Origin of the sequence: Natrialba magadii ATCC 43099 (assembly GCF_000025625.1) — an archaeon.
In the GTDB taxonomy this organism is placed as follows: domain Archaea; phylum Halobacteriota; class Halobacteria; order Halobacteriales; family Natrialbaceae; genus Natrialba; species Natrialba magadii.
On the sequence record NC_013922.1, the window covers coordinates 1856959 to 1881881 of the forward strand.

The 24923-nt window shown below is 60.0% G+C and carries 23 protein-coding genes and 1 pseudogene; 8 read left to right on the forward strand and 16 right to left on the reverse strand.

Annotation, left to right across the window (positions count from 1 at the left end; genetic code table 11):
- Nucleotides 1–22: 22 nt before the first annotated feature.
- Nucleotides 23–1054, forward strand: coding sequence for a DNA repair and recombination protein RadA (gene radA, locus NMAG_RS08780; protein ID WP_004267612.1), 1032 nt, complete (start codon nucleotides 23–25; stop codon nucleotides 1052–1054).
- A 96-nt stretch (nucleotides 1055–1150) separates the two neighbouring features.
- Here the strand turns inward: radA and NMAG_RS08785 are convergent, their stop codons facing one another.
- The 6 genes from NMAG_RS08785 to NMAG_RS08810 form a co-directional block, all read right to left on the reverse strand.
- Nucleotides 1151–1339 carry a hypothetical protein gene (locus tag NMAG_RS08785; protein ID WP_004267611.1) on the reverse strand — a complete coding sequence of 63 codons (189 nt, stop codon included), beginning with the start codon at nucleotides 1337–1339 and terminating at the stop codon, nucleotides 1151–1153.
- Nucleotides 1340–1538: 199 nt separating this feature from the next.
- Nucleotides 1539–1970, reverse strand: coding sequence for a Fe-S cluster assembly sulfur transfer protein SufU (gene sufU, locus NMAG_RS08790; protein ID WP_004267610.1), 432 nt, complete (start codon nucleotides 1968–1970; stop codon nucleotides 1539–1541).
- Nucleotides 1971–2119: 149 nt separating this feature from the next.
- A complete protein-coding gene (locus NMAG_RS08795) occupies nucleotides 2120–2386 on the reverse strand; it encodes a hypothetical protein (protein ID WP_004267609.1) in 267 nt (88 codons plus the stop codon).
- Nucleotides 2387–2506: 120 nt separating this feature from the next.
- Nucleotides 2507–3145, reverse strand: coding sequence for an HD domain-containing protein (locus tag NMAG_RS08800; protein WP_004267608.1), 639 nt, complete (start codon nucleotides 3143–3145; stop codon nucleotides 2507–2509).
- A 73-nt stretch (nucleotides 3146–3218) separates the two neighbouring features.
- On the reverse strand, nucleotides 3219–4112 hold the full coding sequence (locus NMAG_RS08805) for an ABC transporter substrate-binding protein (protein ID WP_004267607.1): 894 nt from the start codon (nucleotides 4110–4112) through the stop codon (nucleotides 3219–3221).
- 13 nt (nucleotides 4113–4125) lie between these two features.
- Nucleotides 4126–5301 (reverse strand): PGF-CTERM-anchored ABC transporter substrate-binding protein, encoded by a 1176-nt coding sequence (locus NMAG_RS08810; protein ID WP_004267606.1) that lies wholly within the window; start codon nucleotides 5299–5301, stop codon nucleotides 4126–4128.
- A 640-nt stretch (nucleotides 5302–5941) separates the two neighbouring features.
- Between NMAG_RS08810 and NMAG_RS21585 the strand changes: the two genes are divergently transcribed.
- Nucleotides 5942–6361: a hypothetical protein gene (locus NMAG_RS21585; protein WP_148221905.1), complete on the forward strand. Its 420-nt coding sequence runs from the start codon at nucleotides 5942–5944 to the stop codon at nucleotides 6359–6361.
- 155 nt (nucleotides 6362–6516) lie between these two features.
- On the opposite strand, the gene NMAG_RS21590 is transcribed toward NMAG_RS21585, so the two are convergent.
- Nucleotides 6517–7863, reverse strand: a complete 1347-nt coding sequence (locus NMAG_RS21590; RefSeq protein WP_012996582.1) for a hypothetical protein — start codon at nucleotides 7861–7863, stop codon at nucleotides 6517–6519.
- A 237-nt stretch (nucleotides 7864–8100) separates the two neighbouring features.
- On the opposite strand from NMAG_RS21590, the pseudogene NMAG_RS20895 reads away from it, so the two are divergent.
- A pseudogene (locus NMAG_RS20895) lies at nucleotides 8101–8652 on the forward strand (IS6 family transposase).
- A gap of 74 nt (nucleotides 8653–8726) precedes the next feature.
- On the opposite strand, the gene NMAG_RS08820 reads toward NMAG_RS20895, so the two are convergent.
- Together NMAG_RS08820 and pspAB are read right to left on the reverse strand one after the other, a co-directional pair.
- A complete protein-coding gene (locus tag NMAG_RS08820) occupies nucleotides 8727–9971 on the reverse strand; it encodes an aminotransferase class V-fold PLP-dependent enzyme (protein WP_004267603.1) in 1245 nt (414 codons plus the stop codon).
- Nucleotides 9972–10700: 729 nt separating this feature from the next.
- Nucleotides 10701–11306: a PspA-associated protein PspAB gene (pspAB, locus tag NMAG_RS08825; protein ID WP_004267602.1), complete on the reverse strand. Its 606-nt coding sequence runs from the start codon at nucleotides 11304–11306 to the stop codon at nucleotides 10701–10703.
- A gap of 256 nt (nucleotides 11307–11562) precedes the next feature.
- Here pspAB and NMAG_RS08830 point away from each other — a divergent pair, with 256 nt between their 5' ends.
- From NMAG_RS08830 to NMAG_RS08840, 3 genes are all read left to right on the forward strand, one after another.
- Nucleotides 11563–12225 (forward strand): SWIM zinc finger family protein, encoded by a 663-nt coding sequence (locus NMAG_RS08830; RefSeq protein ID WP_004267601.1) that lies wholly within the window; start codon nucleotides 11563–11565, stop codon nucleotides 12223–12225.
- Between the two features lie 102 nt (nucleotides 12226–12327).
- Nucleotides 12328–14205: an acyl-CoA dehydrogenase family protein gene (locus NMAG_RS08835; protein WP_004267600.1), complete on the forward strand. Its 1878-nt coding sequence runs from the start codon at nucleotides 12328–12330 to the stop codon at nucleotides 14203–14205.
- An 80-nt stretch (nucleotides 14206–14285) separates the two neighbouring features.
- A complete protein-coding gene (locus NMAG_RS08840) occupies nucleotides 14286–14969 on the forward strand; it encodes a hypothetical protein (RefSeq protein WP_004267599.1) in 684 nt (227 codons plus the stop codon).
- 249 nt (nucleotides 14970–15218) lie between these two features.
- Here the strand turns inward: NMAG_RS08840 and hjc are convergent, their stop codons facing one another.
- The 3 genes from hjc to NMAG_RS08855 form a co-directional block, all read right to left on the reverse strand.
- Nucleotides 15219–15743, reverse strand: coding sequence for a Holliday junction resolvase Hjc (gene hjc, locus NMAG_RS08845; protein ID WP_004267598.1), 525 nt, complete (start codon nucleotides 15741–15743; stop codon nucleotides 15219–15221).
- Between the two features lie 86 nt (nucleotides 15744–15829).
- A complete protein-coding gene (locus NMAG_RS08850; protein WP_004267597.1) occupies nucleotides 15830–16654 on the reverse strand; it encodes a CPBP family intramembrane glutamic endopeptidase in 825 nt (274 codons plus the stop codon).
- Between the two features lie 206 nt (nucleotides 16655–16860).
- Nucleotides 16861–17724, reverse strand: a complete 864-nt coding sequence (locus tag NMAG_RS08855; protein WP_004267596.1) for a hypothetical protein — start codon at nucleotides 17722–17724, stop codon at nucleotides 16861–16863.
- Between the two features lie 332 nt (nucleotides 17725–18056).
- On the opposite strand from NMAG_RS08855, the gene NMAG_RS08860 reads away from it, so the two are divergent.
- Nucleotides 18057–18644, forward strand: a complete 588-nt coding sequence (locus NMAG_RS08860) for a hypothetical protein (RefSeq protein WP_012996583.1) — start codon at nucleotides 18057–18059, stop codon at nucleotides 18642–18644.
- Between the two features lie 251 nt (nucleotides 18645–18895).
- On the opposite strand, the gene NMAG_RS08865 is transcribed toward NMAG_RS08860, so the two are convergent.
- The 4 genes from NMAG_RS08865 to NMAG_RS08880 form a co-directional block, all read right to left on the reverse strand.
- Nucleotides 18896–20179 carry an adenosylhomocysteinase gene (locus NMAG_RS08865; RefSeq protein WP_004267594.1) on the reverse strand — a complete coding sequence of 428 codons (1284 nt, stop codon included), beginning with the start codon at nucleotides 20177–20179 and terminating at the stop codon, nucleotides 18896–18898.
- A gap of 384 nt (nucleotides 20180–20563) precedes the next feature.
- Nucleotides 20564–21355 carry a hypothetical protein gene (locus tag NMAG_RS08870; RefSeq protein WP_012996584.1) on the reverse strand — a complete coding sequence of 264 codons (792 nt, stop codon included), beginning with the start codon at nucleotides 21353–21355 and terminating at the stop codon, nucleotides 20564–20566.
- 154 nt (nucleotides 21356–21509) lie between these two features.
- A complete protein-coding gene (locus tag NMAG_RS08875) occupies nucleotides 21510–22808 on the reverse strand; it encodes an amidohydrolase (protein WP_004267592.1) in 1299 nt (432 codons plus the stop codon).
- A gap of 141 nt (nucleotides 22809–22949) precedes the next feature.
- Nucleotides 22950–23843, reverse strand: a complete 894-nt coding sequence (locus tag NMAG_RS08880; protein WP_004267591.1) for an FkbM family methyltransferase — start codon at nucleotides 23841–23843, stop codon at nucleotides 22950–22952.
- 49 nt (nucleotides 23844–23892) lie between these two features.
- Between NMAG_RS08880 and NMAG_RS08885 the strand changes: the two genes are divergently transcribed.
- Nucleotides 23893–24918: a phosphotransferase family protein gene (locus NMAG_RS08885; protein WP_004267590.1), complete on the forward strand. Its 1026-nt coding sequence runs from the start codon at nucleotides 23893–23895 to the stop codon at nucleotides 24916–24918.
- Nucleotides 24919–24923: the final 5 nt, after the last annotated feature.

Below are 24923 nucleotides of genomic sequence, written 5' to 3' on the forward strand. Positions count from 1 at the left end.
GTGTCCACAATAACGAAGAAGTATGGCAGACGCAGACCTCGAGACACTCCCGGGCGTCGGACCGGCAACCGCAGACAAACTCCACGACGCAGGCTTCGATTCCTTCCAGAGCCTCGCCGTCGCTTCTCCCTCTGAACTCTCGAACACCGCGGACGTCGGCGAATCGACGGCCGCAGATATCGTCAACGCCGCACGTGACGCCGCCGACGTCGGTGGCTTCGAAACCGGCTCGACCGTACTCGAGCGACGGAACGAGATCGGCAAACTGAGCTGGCAGATCGACGAAGTCGACGAACTCCTCGGCGGCGGTATCGAAACCCAGTCGATCACCGAAGTGTACGGTGAGTTCGGCTCCGGAAAGTCCCAGGTCACCCACCAGATGGCCGTCAACGTCCAGCTTCCGAAGGAAGTCGGTGGCCTCCACGGCGCCGCGATGTTCATCGACTCCGAGGACACCTTCCGACCGGAACGGATCGACGACATGGTCCGCGGCCTCCCCGAGGAAGCGATCAACGCCGCACTCGAGGACCGCGAAATCGAGGGCTCGGCTGGTGACGAGGATGCGGTCGACGAACTCGTCGACGACGTGCTCGACAAGATCCACGTCGCGAAGGCGTTCAACTCCAACCACCAGATGCTGCTTGCCGAGAAGGCGAAGGAACTGGCGAGTGAGCACGAGGAGGCCGAGTATCCGATCCGCCTCCTCTGTGTCGACTCGCTGACCGCTCACTTCCGTGCAGAGTACGTCGGTCGTGGTGAACTCGCAGAGCGCCAGCAGAAACTCAACAAGCACCTGCACGACCTCGACAAGGTCGGAAACCTCTACAACACGTCCGTTATCGTGACGAACCAGGTTGCCTCGAACCCGGACTCGTTCTTCGGCGACCCAACGCAGCCGATCGGTGGCAACATTCTGGGCCACAAGTCGACGTTCCGGATGTACCTTCGCAAGTCCAAGGGTGACAAGCGGATCGTTCGTCTGGTCGACGCACCGAACCTCGCCGACGGCGAGGCGGTCATGCGCGTTCAGGACGAAGGGCTGAAACCAGAGTAAGCGGCGTCGCAGTCACACCAATACACTCACTGTAGCCCGTTTTAGCCGTATTTCGTCACTCTCTATCTCTCTCCCTCGTTCTGTGGAGCGACAGCACTACTGCTCGGCAGCGTTGTCGGATTCTGCAAGTTGTCGGTGGTACTCGCCTCTCCCCACGTGAAGGAGAATCAGCACTGAACCGAGAAACAGCGGCCAAAGCATCGGGATGACGAGGACGAATATCGAGACCTGAATGGAGGCGAGCAAGAGGAGGATATCCTGCTGTCTGGTACGGGGAGTAGCCATACAACGAGGTTCACGTCAGGGGAAAAATCAATTCCGAATACAACTTCACTCCGTGGCGGCCGGAATGCGGGAAGCGAGTCAAATAGGAATCGAAGGCGGAACCAACGTCGTATTTGCCTGCTCAGCCACAGCCACAGTCGCAGTCACAACCGCAAGACAATCGCAACCGCAACCGCCGCCCGAGGTCACTCCCAGCTACTTACTCGTCGTCCTCGGTCGTCGTCTTCTCCACGTCGAGTTCCCCCTGATAAATCTCCGCCCCATCCTGGGCAACCTTCTCTGCGAGCACCGCACACTTGACCCGCATCGGAGAGATGTCGACGCCGAGCATGTCGATCACGTCGTCGCGGTCCATCTCCAGGAGTTCATCGATGGTCTTTCCGCGGAGTTCACTCGAGAGCATGCTGGCTGAGGCCTGGCTGATCGCACAGCCGTCGCCGGAGAATGCGACGCGTTCGATCGTCTCCTTATCGCCGTCCTCAGCGAGTTTGACGTCCATCCGAATCTCGTCGCCACACATCGGGTTCTCGCCGATGTGGGTAAACGTTGGATCCTCGAGTTGCCCGTAGTTGCGCGGGTTCTTGTAGTGGTCGAGGATCTGCTGTCGGTACATATCCGAGCCCAGTCCCATTGGTGGGTGTGGCTATGCCAGTTATCTGTAAAAGGGTTCCGGGGCGGATGAACCGGACGCTCGGCGGCGAACTGCGTAGACGGGAATGTGGACGCTGTTTGGAGGACACCATCGGCGAGAAAAACGGTTGCTGATCGAAAGCGATCCCGTTACGTCGATCCCTGGTCGCCGCCAGAGTCGATTGGGACTGGCGGATTGAGGTAGCAGGCATCGACGACGGCGAGAGAGCCGAAGAGCGCAGCGACAGCCAACAGCGGTGGCGTCGGAAGGCTCGTGACGGTCGCCACGATCAGTGCAACCGCGAACGCGACCGGAATAACGGCGAGCGTGACGTCGTACCGGTCGGCCGCGGCGAGAACGTCGACCAGAGCGTCGAACGGGTCCTGTTGTGGACTGCCAATGGGTTTCTCGTACATTGTTCTCACCTCGGCGTCGGTGACTAGCGTCGCCTAAATCAAAAACGCTGTGCCAGTTGTAGTTGTAGTTGTAGTTGTCAGACGTGCTGAACAGTCACCGAAAGGAACCAAACCGACTCGTTAGCGGTCGCCGACAGCCTCGGCCTCGAACCGACTGGCGAACTCGCGAACGAACTGTGCACGCTCGGCGGCGAGGTCGCTCGCAACGTCGGTGTGTATCCGATCGGGAAGGTCGAGAATCTTCTTGTGGAGATGGTTGTACTGACTGACGCCAGACGATGTCTCGTCGTCTGCAACCGGCACTGCGGGGTCGTACATCGGCGAGTCGATTGCAGTGCCATGAGCGAAGACGCGACCGACGCCAACCGCGCCGAGCGCATCGAGGTTGTCCGCATCCGAGACGATCATCGCCTCGACGGTCTCCGGTTCGATCTCGTTCGAGTACCGATGCGCACAGATGCAGTGAGAGACTGCCGAGACAGTCTCATCGGTGGCACCGAGTTCCCGGAGGATCTCGCTACCCTCCCGAGCGCCCCACATCGCGTGACAGTCGATCTCGCCGCGGTCCTCGCGCTCCCGGCCGATATCGTGGAGGGCGACCGCGAGGTGGACGATTTGTTCGTCGATCCCAGCCGAGTCAGGATGGCGATCGATGAGCGTCTCTGCGAGCGCGTCGACGCGCTCGACGTGATGCCAGTCGTGGGCCGGTGGCGCGTCCTCGAAGTACGGTCTGGCGCGACTCCGGACTTCCTCGAGCATAGCCCATCCGTTTTCAGAAGCGGGCGATAAGTGCTCCGTTCCGCAGTGGGTCAGGAATACAATTCAATCGGACTCAGAGTCGAACAACATCCGCCGGCGGCTCTCCGAATTCGTCGGGGTGACAGAGCGTCGCCAGGCGCTCCGCAGCGTCGACCAGTCGCGGCGTCCACCGCGTCAAATACGCGCCGCCGTCGAGGATGAACACCCGATCCTCACGAACCGCCGTCAGCTCCTCCCAGCCCGGTCGCTCCGACAGTTCGCCGAACTGCTCGCGCGTCCGCTCCGCGTCGAATCCGCAGGGAGCCACCACCAGCACCTCCGGATCGTACGCGAGAAAGCTGTCCCACTCGACCGGTGCCGAGCGCTCGCCCGGCTCACTCAGTCCGTACTCGCCGCCGGCGAGTTCGACTATGTCCGGCACCCAAGTGCCTGCCGGCCGGGCGGGATCCATCCACTCGAGTACCGCCATTCGCGGACGCGGCGCTGCTGGGACCCGTTCTTCCAGGGTGGCGATCCGTTCTCGGAGGCCGGTGACGAGCTCGTCCGCGCGGGCTTCGGTTCCGGTGACTCGGCCGACGTCGTGGATGCACTCGAGTACGTCCTCGAGTCGGCTGGCGTCGAGTGCGAGGACCTCGGGGTCGGCATCGAGGTCGGCGAGCGTTTCGTCGACGAGCACGTCGTCGACCGCGCAGACGCCGCAGACACCTTGCGTGACGATCAGGTCGGGGTCAGCGTCGTCGATGCGTTCGGCGTCCATCTGGTAGAGGTGGCCGTTCGCGGTTGCAGCGCGGACCTGTTCGTGGCGGTCGGCACTGGCTTCGGCGTCGACCTTCGAGGCGTCGATCGTCGGCAGGTCGGCGGCCTCGGGCGGAAAGTCACAGGCGTGTGAGACAGCGACGGGTTCGACCCCGAGTGCATACAGGATCTCCGTCGAGGACGGTGACGTGGAGATAACGTTGTGATTCATACGGGACACCTTCTCATAGGTTCCTATCACCGTGACGGATCACGGCGAGCAAGGTGAGGAGGGCAGCGAGTGCAGCGCCAGCGGGGAGGATGCCGAATCCGGGAATTCCGTCCGAGTCGTCAGTGGAGTCGGAGTCGGCTTCAGTTTCGGTCTCGTTGTCGGCGTCAGCCACCGTCTCGGATTCCGTTTCGGCGTCAGAAACCGCCTCAGCGTACGCCTCCGGGTGGAACGTCTCGGCCATCGCCGTCACCGCGTGGACGACGCGCGGCCCGGGCCGGTTCAGGTGGTTGACTTCGATCGTCACCGTCTGGTTCTGCTCGACGGCAGTCGTAGAGTCGTAGGCCGGTGCGTCCGGCACGTCGGGCGAGTTCGTGTTCAGAATCAGCCACTCGGGATCCTGTTCGAGGATCATCTCGTCGGTTGGCTGCTGGTACTCCGTGATACCCGCCTCTGCGGCGACGTTCGTCCCGCCGCCGGCTTCGATCAGTTCGTGGATGAACGTCTCCTCGCCGGCCGTGAAGCCGAAGAAGGTGTAGAGCACGTCCGGGCGTTCCTCGCCCTCGAGTGCGTCCTCGACGATGGCGAGTTCCTCGTCCATCCAGTCGACGGTCTCGGCGGCACCGTCACACTCGCCGACGAGCGAGCCGATAGTGTGTGTTCGATCGCGAACGTCGTCGATCGACTCTGCGGAGTCGAAATAGTAGACAGGGACGTCAGCCTCGCGGAGCGTCTCGACTTCCTCGTCCTCGGAGACGTAGTCGGAGCTCGGCGCGAGTACGAGGTCGGGATCGAGGTCGACGATAATCTCGTGTTCGATCGTCTCGGACTCCGTCGAAACGCTCGTGCGATCCTCGGCACCCTCGAGATTCTCAGCGTGCTGTGTCGTCCCGACGACCTGGTCCTCGGCCCCAATTTCCCACATCGTCTGGGCCGCACTCGGGTTGAGCGTCACGACCGAGTCAGGAGGGGACTCGAGTTCGATCTCGGTGTCAGTGTCGTCCGTCACGGTCACCGGGAACGAGCAGGTCGGCTCGGTTGCATCGGCTGTCGATGCTGGTCCCGCTCCGGCCGCTCCGGTCGTTCCGGTCGTTCCGGTCGTTCCAACTGTTCCGGCCGCCGCCAGCGGACTCACGAACCCGATCACGACGAGCACTGCGATACCCACAACGCCAATTCGCCGAACGTGCATACCAGTACCGTCTCTACTAATCAAAGATATATGTGACTATTGCAATCAGAGTTGCATTCATGTGGGCACGCCTGCTGGTGACCGCGAGAGGGCAGACAGCGGTCGACAGCTACCCACTGGAATACGTTGTACTCGTACTCGAGTAGCAGTCCGGACAAAAGCGAAGAATCGGGATGCGAAGAGGCGACAGAAAACGAGGCGTGACGTGTTACGCGAACAGCTGTCGCGCGTCGTCGAGGGCGGCGACCAACTTGTCGATTTCCTCGCGCGTGTTATATACCAAGGTCGCTTGAGTCGAAGTAAGTTTCGAGACTGCATGTGTTGATATTACACCACTTGTGAGGTGATTTGGAGTTTTGAGGATTTTTCAGGTCAGTTCACCGAACCATTGAGAGAAGTCATCTACTGTTATATTTTGGTATTCTTAAGCAGCATACGCTTACCGGAGAATGGTGCTGCTCCGGGGGAAACGAATATGTATTTATTCATACACGACTGAAAACCCATTCCAGAACCTTATCCAGAAATGAGAGATGTTAATTTGGATAGAGCTATAAATGATATCTTCCAAATGTATCCATGTCTTATGTATGGAAAGCCAGGCGAAAAGGCTACACTATAGAACTGCAAAGTATTAGATATGGACGTTAGACGGTCAACATCACTAATCGGGTTAGGTACCATCGCTTTCGGTGCCTACCTTCCTTGGGTGACAACACACCCGAACGTGAACATAGAAATTCTCGCACATCCGGCAGGACTTGGATCTGGTTTGGAAATTTGGGGAGCAATAACACTCCCCATCTCAATAATTGCAGTAATTGGGATCTTAGCTGACCTCCCATGGGTAGGTACACAGAAATACCTCCTACTTGTTGGGTTAGTGTCCATCATCCTCGGTATTATTCCAATATTGACTGATCCAGGTATTACTGGGGTGTTTATTTCGGGACCAGGACCATTTGTTACTGTTATTGGTTCAGTTATAACCATAATTTCACAACTTCCACCCATATCAGACTTAAATCACTATAGGACATCATATTTTTCAATTCAGTAGAATATCTTATTCTTATGTCGATTTCCCAGGTAGATGGTGTGAGTGAATAGAGAACTCTAGAGGAGTGAGCAGACGGCGACATTCTTTGAGATGTTACCTCCAGCTCTATCGAAACTATTCCTTGTTACCAATACAATGTATGTATTACAACACTTTTAGGAAAGAGATAGGCCAAATTCATCAAGGACCCACTCAATAGACATTCCTCGGGTTCTACCATTTTCTGGATTTGCGAAGGCCAAACCTGCGAGTGAGTAAGGGTTGTGATCTTCAGGATCTACGTACATAGGCCCTCCTGAATCCCCTTTATCAGAATCAGCTGAAATTGTAACATTATTCCAGTCTGGTTCCCATTCGGTTATGTGTCCGTCAGTCCTTCCAGTAGCTGTTCCTTGCTTTTCCATAGTATAAGATAAATTTCCAACCTCCGATTTAATTTTATCCTCTGTAACAATACTGTAGAAGGCACCTCGACATCCACCACCTTCACTAGCTATGCACTGTTGAACTCTTATATCATCTTCTACTATCCACGTAGCAGCGTCTCTTCGAACGGTATCGTTAACTTGTTCAAAGATTACTTCGTCACGCTCTCCTACAAAATTACCAGTTGCACCGTGCGATGGTTGATGAACCCTTCGGTAATTTCGATCGTCACTTGGCAAATCAAAATTATGACCTGCTGTAAGCATGTATCCCCATCCTGCGGTAGAGCAGGTTGTTCCATGCGTATGATAAGGGCTCCGTCGAACGTAAACACGTTGTTCAATTCCCCCCACTACAGGACGATATTTGTCATCAAATTTCCCAATTAGTTTTTCTTTATCTGTTTCGACCGTCGTAGGAATTTCTACCTTTTCTGTATCACCACCTAAATCAATAGAAACAGTTCCCAAGCTTTGGCTTGCTTCAGAAACTATTTCGCGGATGGTCTGGACTTCTTCTTCTGATGGTGATTTTGTCGAACTATATTCATATTTGACCTGGCCACCCTCAGATTTGTCTACCTTCTCAGTCACACCATCTATTTCGATCTCAAACAGGTCTGTGGATATTAATTTCACGACGACTTCTTTTCCACCATTATTTGCCGTTCGAACACCAGAGTAAATATCATCATATTCCGTTTGTGACACCACTTCTTTCTTAATATCTTTCGATAATTTCTCTGCTGCGATTATTTCCGCCCATTCTTCACGTGGTACTGTTTCAACGACTGGTTCTTCTTGATCGGCATCACTATACTCCTTAGAAACGATATAAGATGTGATTGGGATTTCCTTTTTTGGATTGTCAGTTTTCGCAGCAGCATTTTCTTGTGATAGATAGGATAAACTGAGACCAGATACTCCAAGAGAGGACAAGAGTCCAATAAACCTGCGCTTACCCATCAGATATGGGTTTCGTTCCAAAGTTTGCTGGGTTTCATCTTTAGCTTTTTTACTAAGTTGTTCTTTTCGGTCGGAAGCATCACCTTCCGAAGAGCCATGGTCTTTGACCATATTTTATAGTAATCACCGTACTAAATAAGTGTTGTTGTTAAATCATATTATTAGAATATTATATTGTTATCGCGGTTTATTTAGTCTTTGAGGGTTTAGTATTATATGACTCGTCCATTACAGCCCTTTGAGTGACCCCATGAGAGGTCACTGTCTGGATGAGAGTTTGAGGAAGGAGCAGGTGGTGGCAAGAAGTGTCCAATACAACTCGCCAACCTGCTCAGAGAAACCTGAGACGTGGACTGTGATGAGGTTCGGGGTGCGCCTCCATCCAATGCGGTTGTCGGTTCGAGAGGTTGACTCACTCCTCGAATTACTCGCTATTGACCGTTCTCATGGGGCAATTTGAAACTGGACGTACAAACTCTCGGATGGTCAGAGGGAGGTCGACGGCGAGAAAAGTGGTTGTACGCCGCGATCGGCACAAAATCGAAACTCCTACTCGAGATCGATGTGTACAGCCGCCGCGGGACCGATCCTACGGCGGCGTTTCTGCATTAACTTACCGAGAAACACGATATTGGCAAAAAGATTCTCGTCGATGCTGGTGGCTACCTGACTGCCCTCAGTCGTCACGACTTGAGCGGTAACCTCAACTACAGCGACGGAAACACCATCGAAAAGTTGTTTTAGACTGTCCCCATGCGAGTTATCCGTTTTCACTCCTTCTGGCGGGGAAGTCCAGCCAGCACACGCCGCTGGCTCAGACACTTCAGACACCACTATAACCACGATCAGCCGAATCAAGCACTCGATGGCCGAGTACTAGCCGAGGAGATGCTCAACTAGACAGTGCCATCAAATACGTAACGTTCGAATCTGAATGTGAGATTAAAAAAAGACCCCCCCTTCGTTCGCAGCGATTATGCAAACAGCTGCCGCGCATCGTCGAGGGCGGCGACCAGCTTGTCGATCTCCTCGCGTGTGTTGTAGACGTAGAACGAGGCGCGCGTCGAGGCCGGCACGCCGAGTTTGTCGTGCAGCGGCTGCGTGCAGTGATCACCGGCGCGGACGGCGATCGTGTGGTCGTTCATGATCGAGGTCAGGTCGTGGGCGTGGACGCCCTCGAGGTTGAAGCTGACGAGGCCGCCGCGGTCGGGGCCGCCTTCGGGGCCGTAGATTTCGACGTCCTCCTCGGCTTCGAGTCGGTCGTAGGCGTAGGCCGCGAGTTCCTCCTCGTGAGTCTCGATTCGATCCATACCGATCTCTTCGAGCCAGTCGACTGCTGCATGGAGGCCGACGGCTTCGGCGATCGGCGGCGTTCCCGGTTCGAACTTCCAGGGAAGTTCGCCCCAGGTAGAGTCCTCGAAGGTAACCTTGCGGATCATCCCACCGCCGTAGAGGTAGGGGTTCAGGTCCTCGAGGAGGTCCTGTTTCCCGTAGAGGACACCGATGCCGGTCGGGCCGGCCATCTTGTGGCCCGAGAAGGCGTAGAAGTCGGCGTCGATCTCCTTCACGTCGACGGGGCGATTTGGGACGGCCTGTGCGCCGTCGATAAAGGAGAGCGCGTCGTGCTCGTGGGCGAGGTTGGTCAGTTCGGAGACGGGGTTGACGGTGCCGAGCGTGTTCGAGACGTGGACCGCCGAGACGATGGCGGTGTCGTCGTCGATGAGGTCGACAGCGTGGTCCATGTCGAGTCGACCGGTCTCGTCGACGCGGATGTACTCGACGCTGGCACCGGTCCGTTTGGCGATCTGTTGCCAGGTGACCAGCGAGGCGTGGTGTTCCATCTCCGTGAGGACGACCGTATCCTCGGGGCCGAGTTCGTTCAGGCCCCAGGAATAAGCGAGCAGGTTCTCGCTCTCAGTGGTGTTCTTGGTGAAGACGACCTCCTCGCGGCCGTCGGCGTTGATGAACTCGGCGACGCGGTCGTGGGCGACCTCGTAGGCCTCCGAGGCTTCCTGGCTCAGGTGGTGGATCCCGCGGTGGACGTTGGCGTTCGACTCACGGTAGTAATCGCTCATGGCATCGACAACCGGGTCCGGCGTCTGGGTCGTCGCCGCGTTGTCGAGGTAGACGACCTGCTGGCCGTCGAACTCGCGCTGGAGAATCGGAAACTCCTCGCGGATGGCCGCGACGTCGATCGCGTCGGCCTGCTGGTGACTCATTGGCGTCTAGGAAGTCCTCGATGCAAAACACTCCTTCGGTCCGGTTCGGTTCAGTCCGGCACGGTTCGGTTCCCATCTCGCAGGACAGTAGCAACTGGTCAGTCATCCACGACCAGCCGTGAGCCAGCGTACACACCTCGCCGCAACTGGGCGATACATGTGCGTCAAAGGGGGATGGGTGTCGAAAGGAAGTGGGATGCGGCAGGCGACGAACTGTGTATGGCGCAGTTCGGATGATGATGTGGTGTGGGGATGATGTGGCAGCCTGCCGTATCAGTTCATAGCGGTGGGACCTGCATAGCCGTGTTGCCAAATAGATTTGGTACCCTGTGACCGACTGCATTCTCGGCTCGTTCTCGGCTCGGTCTCACTTCATTCTCGGCTCGCTCCTGTCTCCCCCCTCGGCTCGTTCTCGACTCGTTCTTGGCCCACTCACTCTTGACTCACTCTTTCCCACCCACTCTCGACTCACTCTTTCCCACCCACTCTCGACTCACTCTTTCCCACCCACTCTCGACTCACTCTTTCCCACCCACTCTCGACTCACTCTTTCCCACCCACTCTCGACTCACTCTTTCCCACCCACTCTCGACTCACTCTTTCCCACCCACTCTCGACTCACTCTTTCCCACCCACTCTCGACTCACTCTTTCCCACCCACTCTCGACTCACTCTTTCCCACCCACTCTCGACTCACTCTTTCCCACCCACTCTCGACTCAGTCCCGCCTCACTCCCAGGGATGCGTCCCCCGCTGACTCGGCCACAGCGGATACCAGTACTCCTTCTCACGCTCGATCTGTAACTCACCATCGAGGGCAGCCTCGAGTTTGAACTCCGCACTCGAGTCCCGCTCCCGACCGGACCGTGGCGCGAAGGGGTAGTAGGCACCGCGGCGGAACGAGTAGATCCAGTAGGCCGGCCCGTCCCGGTTCTCGTAGGCGAAGACTGCGGCGAGTAGCCGCGAGCCGTAGCCACGCTCGATGAACGTGTCGGCGGCGAAGTGCATGCTCGTGATGAGGTCCTCCGGGTCGCTGTCCTCGAGGACGACCCAGTGGTAGCCGTGGTCGTCGTCGGTGACGGTGAACTGGGTGCCGGTGTCTTCCTGGCCGGCCTCGAGGATTGCCTCGACCTCGTCGACGGCATCACGGAAGCTGTGCGAGTCGACGCCGGAGAAACAAAGCGCACCCATGTCGAGCGAGCGGTATCCTAACTCCGCCTCCATCGTCAGATAGGCGGTGCTCATCCCGAAGAGGTCCTCGGGGTCGGCGTCGCGTCTGGCGTCAGTCTCGGCGCGCAGTCCGAGCGCGGCACGGAGTCCGTCCAGCAGTCCCATATCGGGGAGAACGGAGCCATCCTCTTAGAACTCACCTATTGTGGACCAGGAGTGATCGCCACGCCGTGCTCGAACTGTTTCGCCACCACGCCATTATCGAACCGTCTCGAGCACATCGAGACTGTCACACAGCCCGACGGTCAGTCCACGTCGGCAGTCAGGAATTCCGACGAACAGGGCCGTTATACCCCTCCAGAACGTATCTCTGGTGAATAGCCACCCGACCAGTTTCGCGACACTCTCACCCGACGCACCCATGAAAACAACAGCGTCACCGAAAGCACCGCTTCCAGTACAGACACCGAACCAACTCGAGGAGCGCTCGCGCCGAGCGCGGACCGAACCGATGTCCGTCCTCCCGCTCGGCGACGGTCTCTACGAGGTCGAATCCGCGAGCGACCACACCTACCTCGTCGATCTCGGGGCGGGCCGGTGTACCTGTCCTGACCATATCTTCCGCAGCGCCCGCTGCAAGCACATTCGCCGTGTCGCCATCGAGATCACCGACGGCCGCACCCCACCGCCAGGACAGCTTGCCGTGGAGTGCCAGAACACCGACTGCCACGAGTCGGTCTTCGTCGACGAGGACGCTGGCGGTGGCGCTGGCACCGACGACGAAGCGTCCGGACAGCCAGTCTACTGCGAGTCGCACACACTCTGGCCGGGCGATACGGTGGTCGACCGAGAGACCGGCGACCGACTCACAGTCGTCGATGTTTCCGACCTGCGGGCGGACGCGGTCCGAATCGATGCGGCAAACTGCACCGTCGCAGAGTACGGCACGAATTCGGAGTACGACCCCAACGTCCCCGTTGTCGGTGTCGTCTATCCACATGCTACCGTGCGACCGAACGGCGTCGTCCCCAACTCGCTGCGGGTGTACGTCTTCCCGCGGACGCGACTCGAGAAGTGCGCCTGAGACGCCGTCCGAACACGCGTTCCGGACCAAACGGAAACAGTACCCAACCGAGAAACTGTTTCGTTACTCCCGTTTTATTGAGATGCGGTAACAATTGCGTGCATGGACACGGACGTCGGAATCGACTACGGCACATTCGAGGAAGGCCGGCACGTCAACTACTGGGAACTCGATCAGACGCTCCAGCGCGAGCTTCGGCGCGGCTACACCGACGACGAGTTCGACTGGGCCGAATCGCGACTCTCGGCGTTCGGCGAAACCGTCGGTCACACCATCGCAGACAACGCCGACGACATCGACAATCACAGCCCTGAACTCGAGCCCTACGACAAGTACGGCGAGGTGCAAAACTGGGTTCGATATCCGGAGGCACAGTACGAGAACGAACGCCTCACCTACGAACAGGGCATCGTCGCGGATTCCTTCGAAGCGCCGCCAGGTCGCGATGAACCGATGCCGCTCTCGCACAACCTCGCGATGCAGTACCTGCTCTCCTACGCGGATCCGGGCTTTGACTGTCCGGTCGCGATGACCGCCGGCGCGGCGCTCGTTCTCGAGAAGTTCGGCCGCGAGGACGACGTGCTATGTGAGTACTACGACGCCCTCACGAGCCGCGACTACGAGGACCTGATCGAGGGCGCGATGTTCCTCACAGAAAAGCAAGGCGGCAGCGACGTCGGTGCGAACGAGACTCGCGCCGAGTGGGACGAGAGCGCGGGCTACTGGCGACTCAGCGGCGAGAAGTGGTTCTGTTCGAATATCGACGCCGAAGGAACGCTCGCACTCGCCCGGACCGAGAACGCGCCGGCGGGAACCGCAGGCCTCTCGATGTTCCTCGTTCCGCACGCAGATCCCGACGGTGTGAGCAGAGACGACTCCGACGATGCAGACGGGAACGGACCCTACACCAAGGGACAGCGACGGGAAGACGGACCGCTCGCACCTGCAGAGACCAACGACCAGTTCTATCGTCGGCTCAAGGACAAACTCGGGACGATTTCGGTCCCCACCGGTGAGGTCGAGTTCACCGGCGCGAAGGCGTACCTCGTTGGCGAGGAGGAAGCGGGCTTCCGGCAGATGGCCGAGATGCTCAACCTCGAACGCCTCTCGAACGCGGCCGCCTCCTGTGGCATCATCGGCCGCGTCCTCCTCGAGAGCAAGATCTACGCGGCGAACCGCGAAGCCTTCGGTGAAACCATCGACCAGTACCCACTCATGCGCGCGGATCTCGTCGACATGGCCGTCACCCACGAGGCCGCGACGACGTATACATTCGAGGCGGCGCGGCTGCTTTCGAAGCGCGAACGTGCAGAACGGGCGGGTGAGACGGCAGACGACGCCTACCGACTCATGCGACTGCTGATCCCCATCGCCAAGGCCCGCACCGCCCGAATGGCCGTCGACACCGCCTCCTACGGAATGGAGATTCACGGCGGCAACGGCTACGTGAACGAGTTCGTCACCAACCGTCTCCTCCGGGACGCGCAGGTCCTCCCGATCTGGGAGGGCACCGAGAACATCCTCTCACTGGATGTCCTCCGGGCGCTCGAACGCGAAGAGGCTCACGAACCGCTGCAGGCCGCGATCAGCGAGCGACTCGAGTACGTCTCGCATCCAGCGCTGGCAGATGCCGCCGCGACGGTCGAGAGTGAGTTCCACGACCTGCTGGGCGCGCTCGCGACGCTCGCTGGTGAGGACACCGAGTACGCGCAACTGTCCGCAAAGCGCCTTGCACACTACGTCTTCGACGTTTTCACTGCTGCGTTGTTGCTCGAGCGCGCACAGCGCGACCTGGACGAGGATGAGAACGGTCGACTGGCACTCGTCGCAACGCGGTTCGTCTCACGAGAACTTGCGGACCGAGATGCGCGCGGAATCACGAGCGGCGATCGGTTCCCGATAGAGCAGTTCGATAGCGTAGTTCGGTATACGCCGGTCGAGCCGGAATCGATTACGGATGCCGTTGCAGCCGACGATTGATGGCGTGAGCGGATTGGGACCGGGTCGTGCAAAACCGGTGCCGTAACGTATTACTAGAAGCAATTTGTTCGAAGATGTAGATGAAGCGAACTATTTTGACGGCGACGCTCTTGCTCGTCGGAATTTCGTTGCTTCTGAATCCGCTCTATCTCTCTCCTGGCAATCTGGACGGAGAAGCGACCGAAATCACGTACGAAGTCGACGTGGTCGAAACCAGAACCGAAGCCTCCCAGGCGCTCTCCCTGTCCGAATCGATACTGTCGTGTGGTGCCCAGGGCGAACGACCCTGCGCACTCGAGCGGGCAGTCCTCGAGCAAGGGGAACTCGAGTTCGACGGGACGCTCACGGATGACCAGACCGGCGACCACGACGTTCACCAGCGACAGAACGCACGGTACGACGTCGTCCAACTCGATGGGGAGTATTACGCTCCCGAACTGAACCAGACTGGAGAGACGACGGTGCTGACGCTCCGCGAGGTTTCGATGATGGAGGCACTCGAGCACGCCGCAATCTCGAGTGACGAAGCGTCCGACGACGTTCAGACTGCAGTCGAGACGGGATCGGTCCAGCTCTACGACGAGCGGGTCCCGGAATTCGAACAAGCGCTGCCGATCGAACACGACGGAGAGCTGTACGCTGTCGACGGGGTCAGATACGACGGGACGCCAGACGAAGACCTGATACTCACGCGCTTGGGGCTGTTTTTCGCCGGCGTGACGGCGATCTGCTTTGCGTGGGTCCGCCGCGGAAACACGGACTGATCAACCACCGATCACTCCGTCCGTTTGAATGGCACATCGCTTCTCATCGTTGTGAAGGCGTCTGGCCGGCATCTACATCGTCGCGACGAGGCGCTAAAGCGTAGTTTCGACTGCCAAACGATACCCGTCAAACCACACCCGCTAAACGACGCCCACCAAACCACACCCGCTAAACGACGCCCACCAGACCACACCCGCTAAACGACGCCCACCAGACCACACCCGCTAAACGACACCCGTTCGTCGATCCTACTCGAGTGCTCGCGCTGCTTCCTCGACGTCCATCACGCCCTGTTCGACTGCGTTGAGGACCCGAAGAATGTCCTCGTCTGGACCGTCGTCGCCATCTTCGTCACCGAGTTCGTCGAGCGTGACCTTCTCCGAGGCACCGACGAACTCCGCGAAGTCGGTGCCGTCGGCGAGTGCGGTCTCCTTCTTCACGCGGTAGTTCCCGCCGTCAGTGACGTGCAGGTCTGCAGGGTGGAAGAAGTACCAGTCTTCGCGGTCGAACCGGACGCCGATGCGGGGCTTCGCGCCGAAGTTCTGTGCAAAGTAGATGAGCGCTTCGACCTCCTCGCCAGTGAGATAGATCGGATCGCCCGAACTCGATTTGGCCTCGACTGCGTAGAACTGTTCGCCGTCGCCGGCGAGTACGTCGGGGAGTTCGCGTTCCGTCGCCGAACCGCTTGCGGGCGCGCGCATCACCGCGAAGCCGGCCTCGTCGAGTTCGTTGACGAGTTCGCGTTCGCGGCGGTCGCCCTTCGCCTGAGACATACGAGTAGTTCGTCGAGGGGTGGTAATAAACCGGGCGAAGCGCCAGCCCGGAACGCTGCAAAAGTGATCAGCGGGCTGTCGTGACGTTACAGTGGGAGCGCAGCAACGATGCCGCCACCGAGAGCCATCGCCGCCTCGAGTTCCTCCGGTGCGAATCGGACCACGAGATAGAGGATCGCGAACTGAATTGCGTTGAACGCAGCGTGAGCAGCTGTCGGAACGAGCAGGTTGTCGGTCCGCGCGTAGAGGTAGCCAAAGATCAGCGAGCCACCGAAGACGACGGCGAGCGAGACGCCAATCGCGCCGAGTGGGGCAAACGAGCCATCGGCTGCGAGCGCGTAGGCAGGAATGTGAACCAGCGCGAAGATGGCGCTCGTGACGATAACCGCACCGATGCGAGAGAAGCCGGCGTACAGCCGCTTTTGGATCACGTTTCGGAAGAGGAACTCCTCTGCGGGCGCGTTGAAGAGGAAGACGATCACGATCATGAGCAGAATCATGTTCGGGTCGTCACCGACCAGTGTCATCACCTGATTCTCGGAGGAGGGCAACTGAAGCACCGTCGCGACGAGATTGACGACCATCACGAACGCGATGCTACCGACAATCCCGATGCCGACGTAGCGCCAGCCCCGACGCGAGGGCCACTCGAGATCGAGCCAGTCCCAGCCTCGCCCTGTATAGCGGAGATAGAGCCCGCCGACGAGGAAGAAGCCGACGAAGTTCAGGGTGAGGAGGACGAATATCGCGGCGTTCGAGGCGTCACCCGGAGATTCGAGGAGTGTTGGATCGAGCAGGAACGCCGGTAGCGTGACGAATTCAGCGGCGACTAAGCCGAGGAGTGCGAGGCCGAAACCGACGAGGGTCGATCGAAGCGGCCCGTCCGTCCGTTGCTGTGGGGACGTTTCCATGTCCCGGAGTTTGGTGTCTGGCCTCTTGGGCGTTCCTCTCTCGTATCGCGGTTGACGTGTGACCCGGAGTCAGGAGTGGTACGGGTCAGGAAAGAGTATACGAGTCGATGACAATGTGAGGTGCGAGACGGTGGAGGGGAGTCAAAATGAACGAAGTCAAAACAAAACCGAATCGAATCCAAAGCGAAGCCACAATCAACTGAAAATCAGAACCCTGGAATCAATTCAGAGACCACACTCACCACCCCGAGAACACCGATCGCAAACACACTCCACATCACCCACGGCCCCCACCGCTCGTGCCAGGAGTTCACCCGCACCGTCTGGACGTGTTTCACCTGCTTAATCCCGCCGTCGGTGCGATAAGTGAGCACCACCGGCACCGAATACCGCCCCGGTGGTGCATCCGCCCGCGTGTTGCACTCGAGTATGTACGCCGGCACCTCGCGCCGGTTGCCGTCGAGGGGCTTCTGGCGCAGCCCGTACTCGCTACCGCCAGCAGCGTCGACATCTGACTGGAAGACCGACGGATCGGGTAAGTCTGACGCGGACGAGCGAGAATCAGCGTCGGCCTGCGATCGATCACCGCCGCGACCGGCGGCGTTACGACGAATCGTTCCTGGCTCTTCCAGGTCGAGGACGCCGTCGTGGCCGTGAAAGACGCTGAGCGCGTCCGCAGAAATGGCGCCACAACCCGAGACGAACACGCCGAGTTCGATCTGCTCGCCGGGGTTGATCCGCTCGCGCCTGAGAAAGACATCGAGGTCGGGGTCGTCGAGCGAGCCAGCGCCCTCGATAGCGAGGCTGATCTCGAGTGGCCCGTCCGCGTCGATCTGCGAGCGGGTGAGGAGTGGTCCAATCGAGTACGAGCCAGGGTCCGGTTCCGGCAGGAACGTGTGTGCCGGCGATTCGCCGTCGCTCCCGTCAGTTGTGGTGGTGTCACTAGGGCCGATGTCTGCAGTCTCCTCGACAGCCTCGGCGGCCACGGATTCCTCAACCACAGACTCCTCGACAGCCTCCGCGGTATCCGACTCGCTCACACCACCGGTTTCGGGCGACGGCTCGGACATTCGATACGTGACCGTCACGCCCGACCACTTTCAGCGTGGTGGCCGCTCGAACGACCGAACAAACCACTGTCCGCACCAGTTCCAACTCACCGGCGATCATCCGATTGAACACTCCTGTTCTCTTCCAACAACTACCGCTGACTCGTTCAGATCGGTCCCATTCATCGGTACTCGTGGTCGTTCGGCTTCGTATTCGTCGGCGTTTTCGTGAAAGGCTGGCGCTGTTGTCCTCTGGGGCGCTCAGATCGAAGCTGTCTCGCCAACTGTCAAAATAGTACATGGGGCTTAAGTTCAAATTATTAATATAATAGGGGTTCTAATAACCTAATGCAATGCAAGACGAAAGCCGCAGATTGGTCCTCAAAAAAGCCGCTGCTGCCGTTGTTGCAAGCGGAGCAGTAGCGGGAAGCGTATCGGCAAGCAACGGTATCGGCGTTGCCATCGAAGAGAACGAAACGATCGAACCCTCCACCGCAGACGATCTCGAGGCTGTTTCGGTCGATCAACAGGAATCTGAACCTTCCACCGCGGACGATCTCGAGACTGTTTCGGTTGACCACGAGGAAGTCGAACACTCCGAATACGGCGACCGGCTCACGACCAGCGTGGAAGAAGACGATGTCGACTTACGCGACGTCGGCACAGCAGCGACCCACGATAGCAAAGTCAGACCAGGAGGACGAAACGAGCACGGACGGTACGACGTTGCCGTCGGTGACGAGATCACCGTCCAATCGTTCTACACTCCAGCAAGCGAAGACCTTCGCATCGAACTCGGTGGGGCCGGGGCGTTCGTCGACGATGGTGGTTCGGTGACGTTCACCGTCGAAGAAGGAAGCGCCACGGTTCCGGTAGAAGTCGTCGCGCCAATTACGAACGACGACATCGTCGACTACGACATCGCCGTCGACGCACCGTAGAACGACTTCGGCGTCGATATTTCTCGACACCGTTCTGTCCACGATACGTTTGCGCGAGCCTCGTCAGTTGATCCGTCACAGGAATTCGTCGAGTCCGAACGAATACCCCTCAAACCAGAACCTACCACGGCGGCTCGTTCTCGTGGGTTCACAGGCAGTTCAAGGCGAATGCCACGGGGATTGATCCCGTGGCGTGCGCAGGTTCACAGAATAATTGAGGCGGATGCCACGGGGCTGGACCCCGAGACAATTTACGTCCCGTGGTCCCAGGAGCCCATGTACTCGTGCTGGGTGTCCGTCAGCGAGTCGAACTCGACGCCGTCGGCTGCGAGTTTGATCTCGGCAATCTCCTTGTCGAGTTCGTCCGGAACGTCGTGGACACCGGCGTCGTAGGCGTCGCCGTTATCGACGAGTTCGCGCACACAGGCCGCCTGCACACCGAACGACTGATCCATAACCTCGACCGGGTGGCCGAGCGAGACCGGCGCGGCGAGATTGACGAGGCGACCCTCAGCGATGACGTTGAGGCGGCGGCCATCGTCCATCTCGTAGGCTTCGACGCCGTCACGGGCCTCGTAGCGGTCGGCTGCGAGGTCGTCGAGCGCGTCGAGATCAATTTCGATGTCGAAGTGGCCCGCGTTGGCGAGCACGACGCCGTCTTGCATCTTCTCGAAGTGCTCCTCGACGATGACATCGCGGTTGCCCGTCGTGGTCAGGAAGACGTCACCGACCTCGGCGGCCTCGGCCATCGGCATAACCTCGTAGCCCTCCATGTGGGCCTCGAGGGCGCGCCGTGGCTCGACCTCAGTGACGACGACGTTCGCGTTCTGACCGGCGGCCTTCTTCGCGACGCCCTTGCCACAGTAGCCGTAGCCAGCGACGACGACGGTCTTGCCGGCCCACGAGAGGTTCGTGGTCATCGCAATCGAGGCCAGCGATGACTCGCCGGTGCCGTGGACGTTGTCGAACAGGCGCTTCATTGGCGTGTCGTTCACGGCGAAGACCGGGTAGTCGAGCGCCCCGTCGTCGTCCATCGCGCGGAGGCGGTGGACGCCAGTGGTGGTCTCCTCGGCACCGCCGATGATGCCGTCGATGAGTTCGGGGTAGTCCTCGTGGATAGCGGCGACGAGGTCCATCCCGTCGTCGACCGTAATGGTGGGCTCGTGGGCGATGACGGCCTCGATGGCGTCGTAGTACTCGTCGTCGTCGACGCCGCGTTTGGCGTAGCTCGTGATGTTGTCGTGGGCGTCCAGCGCTGCCGAGACATCATCGTGGGTCGATAGTGGGTTGCAGCCGGTTACTGCGACCTCGGCACCGCCCTCGGCAAGGGTTTCGACGAGGATCGCCGTTTTCGCCTCGACGTGCATCGCCATCGCGATGCGTTCGCCGTCGAACGGTTTGTCGGCGACGAACTCCTCGCGGACGGACTCGAGAATGGGCATGTGTTGGGTTGCCCAGTCCATCTTCCGACGGCCGTCTTCGCGGGCCTCGTCGGCATCGTCCAGCTGTTCGCTGATCGGCGGATAGTCGCTCATACCTTGACTGAGTGCGAGAGGGGCCAAAACCCTACCGAAGCGAGAACGAGAGGTGGGCTGGAGGGAGGCTACATCGGGCCCCCCAATTGCTCGTTCCTGTCAGTGGGTACGTCACAGAATAGCAGTGAAACCGGTGGAGTCGACCGCAGCGGTTCGTCAGTGGTGTGGATGTACTTCCACGGATCGTTCGACGGCAGCGACGATGACCACTGTGACCGATCCCGCGCCCGGCGACGGCGGGAGCGAGCGATGGGGTGGGTGGGGTGCCTCTGAAACACCGTATGGGTGCCGTCGGCCGATAGCAGGACCCGAATGGTGTGGATGTGGGGTGTCAGATGGTCAGATGGTCAGTCAACGAGTCAACACGCAGGGATGGAACGGGTGTTAGTTGTTGCCGTTACCGCTCCCGTTCGCATGGGCAGGTGGCCCGCTACTCGAGTTGGTGCTGTCGTTGCTGTCTGCGTCGTCATCGTCGTCATCGCCATCTTCGTCACTGTCGGCGTCAGTGGCCGGGCCAGCGTGTGCTGGTGGGCCTTGAGAACTGCTGTTGGCGTCGTCGCCATCGTCGTCGGCGTTGTCAGGGCCGGCGTGTGCTGGTGGTCCCTGACTGCTCTTCTCGTCGTCACCGCCTGGACCCGCGTGGGCTGGTGGGCCGGCGTCGTCAGCCGCGTTGCCCGGGTTGTTCTCGGTGACGAAACTCGAGACGGCCTGCCCTATCGAGCCGTCAGTCTCGTTCTGTTGATCTGCGACGAACGCCGAGACGAGCGAGCCGAAGCTGCTGTGTTCGGGTTCGTCGTCTTTGACTTTGTCGCCGATGAGCGTCTCGGTCGTCGAGACCGAGTCGTTGCCGACTGCGGCAGCGAACTCGACCTCGATCGATTCGTTGCCCTCAGGGGCGTCGAACGTCTGCTCGCCGCTGACGTTCGTGTACGTGCCTGCAGCCGCGTACGACTGGCTCTCATTGACCGGTTTGACGGTCAGGTTCATCTTGTCGACTGTCGTTTCGTTATCGGTGACGGTGACGGTCACCGACTCGTCTTGCGAGACATCGATCTCGAGGCCCGCATCCGAGTCGTTGGCAGCCGGTTCCGCTGCGATAACCGCGCCTGGGAGGGCGACGACGGACAGGATCAACAGGGCAGCCATCGTCACTGCGGTGGATTGGTGACTACTCATTGCGAGTCGAGACATTCAGGAAGACACGAATAAACCCCGTCGGCAGTTCTGGGTCGTTCGTATTATTGAGGAGTGCATAACACTGCCCGAGAATCGTTTATAACGTTTATCAGCAGATCTGAGTGTTCAGTTTGGATGGGAGTCTGTGCCAGATTCAGGCCTCGGCGCGATCGATGAGCGCCGTTGCGTGCTCGTGTGCTCGCTCGCGAACTGCATCTTCGTCGAGCGTCGTGACCTCGCGGTCGCGCATGAGCACCTGTCCGTCACAGATCGTGTGGCGAACGTCGGCCGCCGCGACCGCGTAGGCGAGGTGACTAACGAGGTCGTGGGCCGGCGTCAGGTGTGGCTTCTCGAGATCGATCACTGCGAGATCGGCGGGCGCACCGGACTCCAGTCGACCGGTGTCGATACCGATGGCGTCCGCGGTCGCGTGGGTGAGCAGTTCCGAGACCGACTCAGACGAGACCGCGCTCGCGTCCTCGGCTGCCAGTTTGCCGATCATGGCCGCGTCGCGGGCCTCGTCGAGCAGCGACAGGTCGTTGTTCGAGGCCGCGCCGTCGGTGCCGAGACCGACCGAAACGCCGGCGTCGAGCATCCGCTGGACCGGAGCCATGCCGCTTGCCAGTTTCATATTCGAAGCCGGGCAGTGGATGACGCTCGTTCCTGCCTCGGCGAGCAGGCTGATCTCGCTCTCGTCGACGTGGACGCCGTGGGCGACGAAGTCCTCGGACTCGAGCATCCCCTTCTCCGCGGCGTAGGCGAGTGGGCGCATCCCGTGTTCCTCGACGATCGGTGCGACCTCGTCCGCCGTCTCGTTCGCGTGGTAGTGGATCGGCACGCCCGCTTCCCGCGCCTTCGGGACGAACTCGTCCAGATACTCCTCGCCGACCGTAGTCAGTGAGTGAGGCATGAACGCCGTCGAGATGCGGCCGTCCGCCATCCCATCGAGGTCGCGTGCAACGTCGATGCTCGTCTGGGCGTCCTCACGGGCCGCCTCGTCGTCCGCCGCGACGGTGACGACACCGTGGCCGAGGCGCGCGCGGAGTCCCGCCGTTTCGACTGCATCCGCAATTTCGGGAACCTCGAAGTACATGTCCGCGAAGGCGGTGGTTCCCGATTTGATCATCTCGAGTAGCCCCAGTTCCGCGCCGGCGTGAACGTCCTCGGGAGTCAGTTCGGCCTCGGCGGGCCAGATATCCTCCTGCAGCCAGGCGTCGAGCGTCTTGTCGTCGGCGTAGCCACGCAACAGCGTCATCGCGACGTGGCAGTGGCCGTTGACGAAGCCGGGCGTCACGAGCGCGTTCGCGGCGTTGAGCGTCTCGTCGCCGGCACCCGCGAGATCGTCGCCGACCTCGAGAATCTCGCCCGCATCCTGGTCGATCAGTACGTCCGCACGCGTCACCGTCGCATCCGGGAGGAGCACCCGCCCGTCTGTAATCGCAAGCGTCGCCATGCCCGACTGTTTCGGAGTCGAGCGTGTTAGCGTGTCGGTTGTCGGTCGCGAGCGGGCGGCCAGGTCGCCAGTCCGAGTCACCATCCAATCACGTCTTCCACGGCAAAGCGCGTCATGTCTCCCACGGTAAAGTTCCACCCGTCATCGGGGTTCACAGCGCCAATAGCCCTCGCGCTGCCGAATTTCGTACGAGAGATCCTGCAGAACCCCCTTCGTTTCCTCTGGAACGTTTCCTGACAGGCCATCCTCGTGGTACTCGAGTACAACCGTCGGCTCGTATCTGGCAAGCGTCTCGCGTGCACCACGGATCACGGCAGGAGCCATCCCTTCGACGTCGATTTTGATCGCGTCGGGGGCTGGCAGCGAGTCCGTGAGTACGAGGTCGTCGAGGCTCACTACCGGAACCGAGTTTACCTCACGGACCCGTGCCCCCCAGCGCGTGGCGCTCTCGCGGTCGAACGACGACAGTTCCGGGTTACTCGAACGGTAGAACGGGCTGGTGGTTGGCGCTGGTTCGTCTCCGAGGCCGTACTCGAGTACCGTCACCTGCTCGCTGATATCGTTCAGTGCAACGTTGGCGCGAAGTCGCACAGCAGTCGTCGGAGAGGGTTCGACAGCGATCAGGTGGCGCTGCGGGGCGGCAGTCGCGAGCGCGAGGGTGTAGATGCCGACGTTCGCACCGAGGTCGTAGATGACGGCAGACGGCCCGCAGACGGCGTCGAGTTCGGCGAGCATCGAGTCCGAGCCGTGGCGGTTGCAGAGTTCGTAGCACTGGAACTCGCCGGCTGGCGTTCGGTTCGTCCGTGCGAGCCACTGCTGTTCGTAGTTCAGCCGCGCCAGCCGGTGGTAGGCACGACCGGCGACCTCGCGAGCGATGGTTGCGGCTCGCGTCGTGACAGAGGGTGAGGCGTGCGAGCCCAGTGCCATTGACGGGACAATGGGGAGCCAGCGAGTTGTACCCGCGGGACGCGTCTCGATGTGTGCGAGGTCGAGTGCTGGTACGAACGCAATCGAGAAAGCAAGCGTGTCAGCCACAGAAACACGGGGGAACCGATACCCCACACCCCGTTGTACACACCTGCGAATGGAGTCGAGCACTGTCGCCGAACAGATTACAGCGACCGCACTCGAGTCCGCTCTCGACCTCGAGTCGCCGCCGACAGTCCGCTCCTGTTGGCGACCAGCCGCGGGGTCGGTGGCAGAGACGTTCGTGGTTGCACTCGAGACGATCGGTGACGAAAACCAGCGCTCGCCGGCCGTCCCGGAGCGCGTGGTCTGCAAACTCGGCGGCGCGAGCGTCTGGACCGGAGACGTGATCGAGCCGCTGGTACTCGGGCAGGTCAGCGAGTCGTCGTCGCTGCCAGTGCCGGCTGTGCTCGCGAGCGGGTCGATCGAGATCGACAGTGGCGACGGACCCGCACACGGCGATCGGTGGGCACTCTACGAGTTTCGTGACGGGCAAAACGCAGGTGAGTGCTATCACACCCTCGGAGCCGATGACCGACGACGACTGGTCGCACAGGCCGGCGCAGCCCTCGGCTCCCTCCACAGTCTCAGCGAACGCGACCCACGACTCGCATTCGACCGTGTCGGTGGGCTCGCACGGGAGTCGGACGGCGAGGTACTCGAGTGGACCGAACTCAAGTGCTGGCACGCGCTCGATCCCCCAGCCAGACTCCGTTTGGCGCTGCCGGTTCCGCTGGCTGGGGACGACGGCTGTCGTCCGGTGCTCACGCACGGCGATTTCCAGCCGAACAATCTGCTCGTGACGCCGACAGGCGATATCACGGCGATTCTCGACTGGGGGAACGCCCACGTCACGCACGACGAGTACGCGCTCGCCAGAGCCGAAGTGCGGTTCGTCGACCTGCACGCTCGCCGATTTTCGCGGGCCGAACGCGAGCGGCTTCGGGCTGAATTTCGTCGCAATTACGCCGCTCACGCGACCCTCTCGGACGAATTCGACGAGCGAGCACTGCACTACAAACTGCTGTGGGCGCTTCAGTCCGGCGCGAACTACGCCCGAATCGTACGAAGTGCTCGTGGTCGACAGCAACTGTGGCGACAGTGTCAACGGCTCCTCGGACGGGAGACGACGGCCACGCCGTAGCCAGC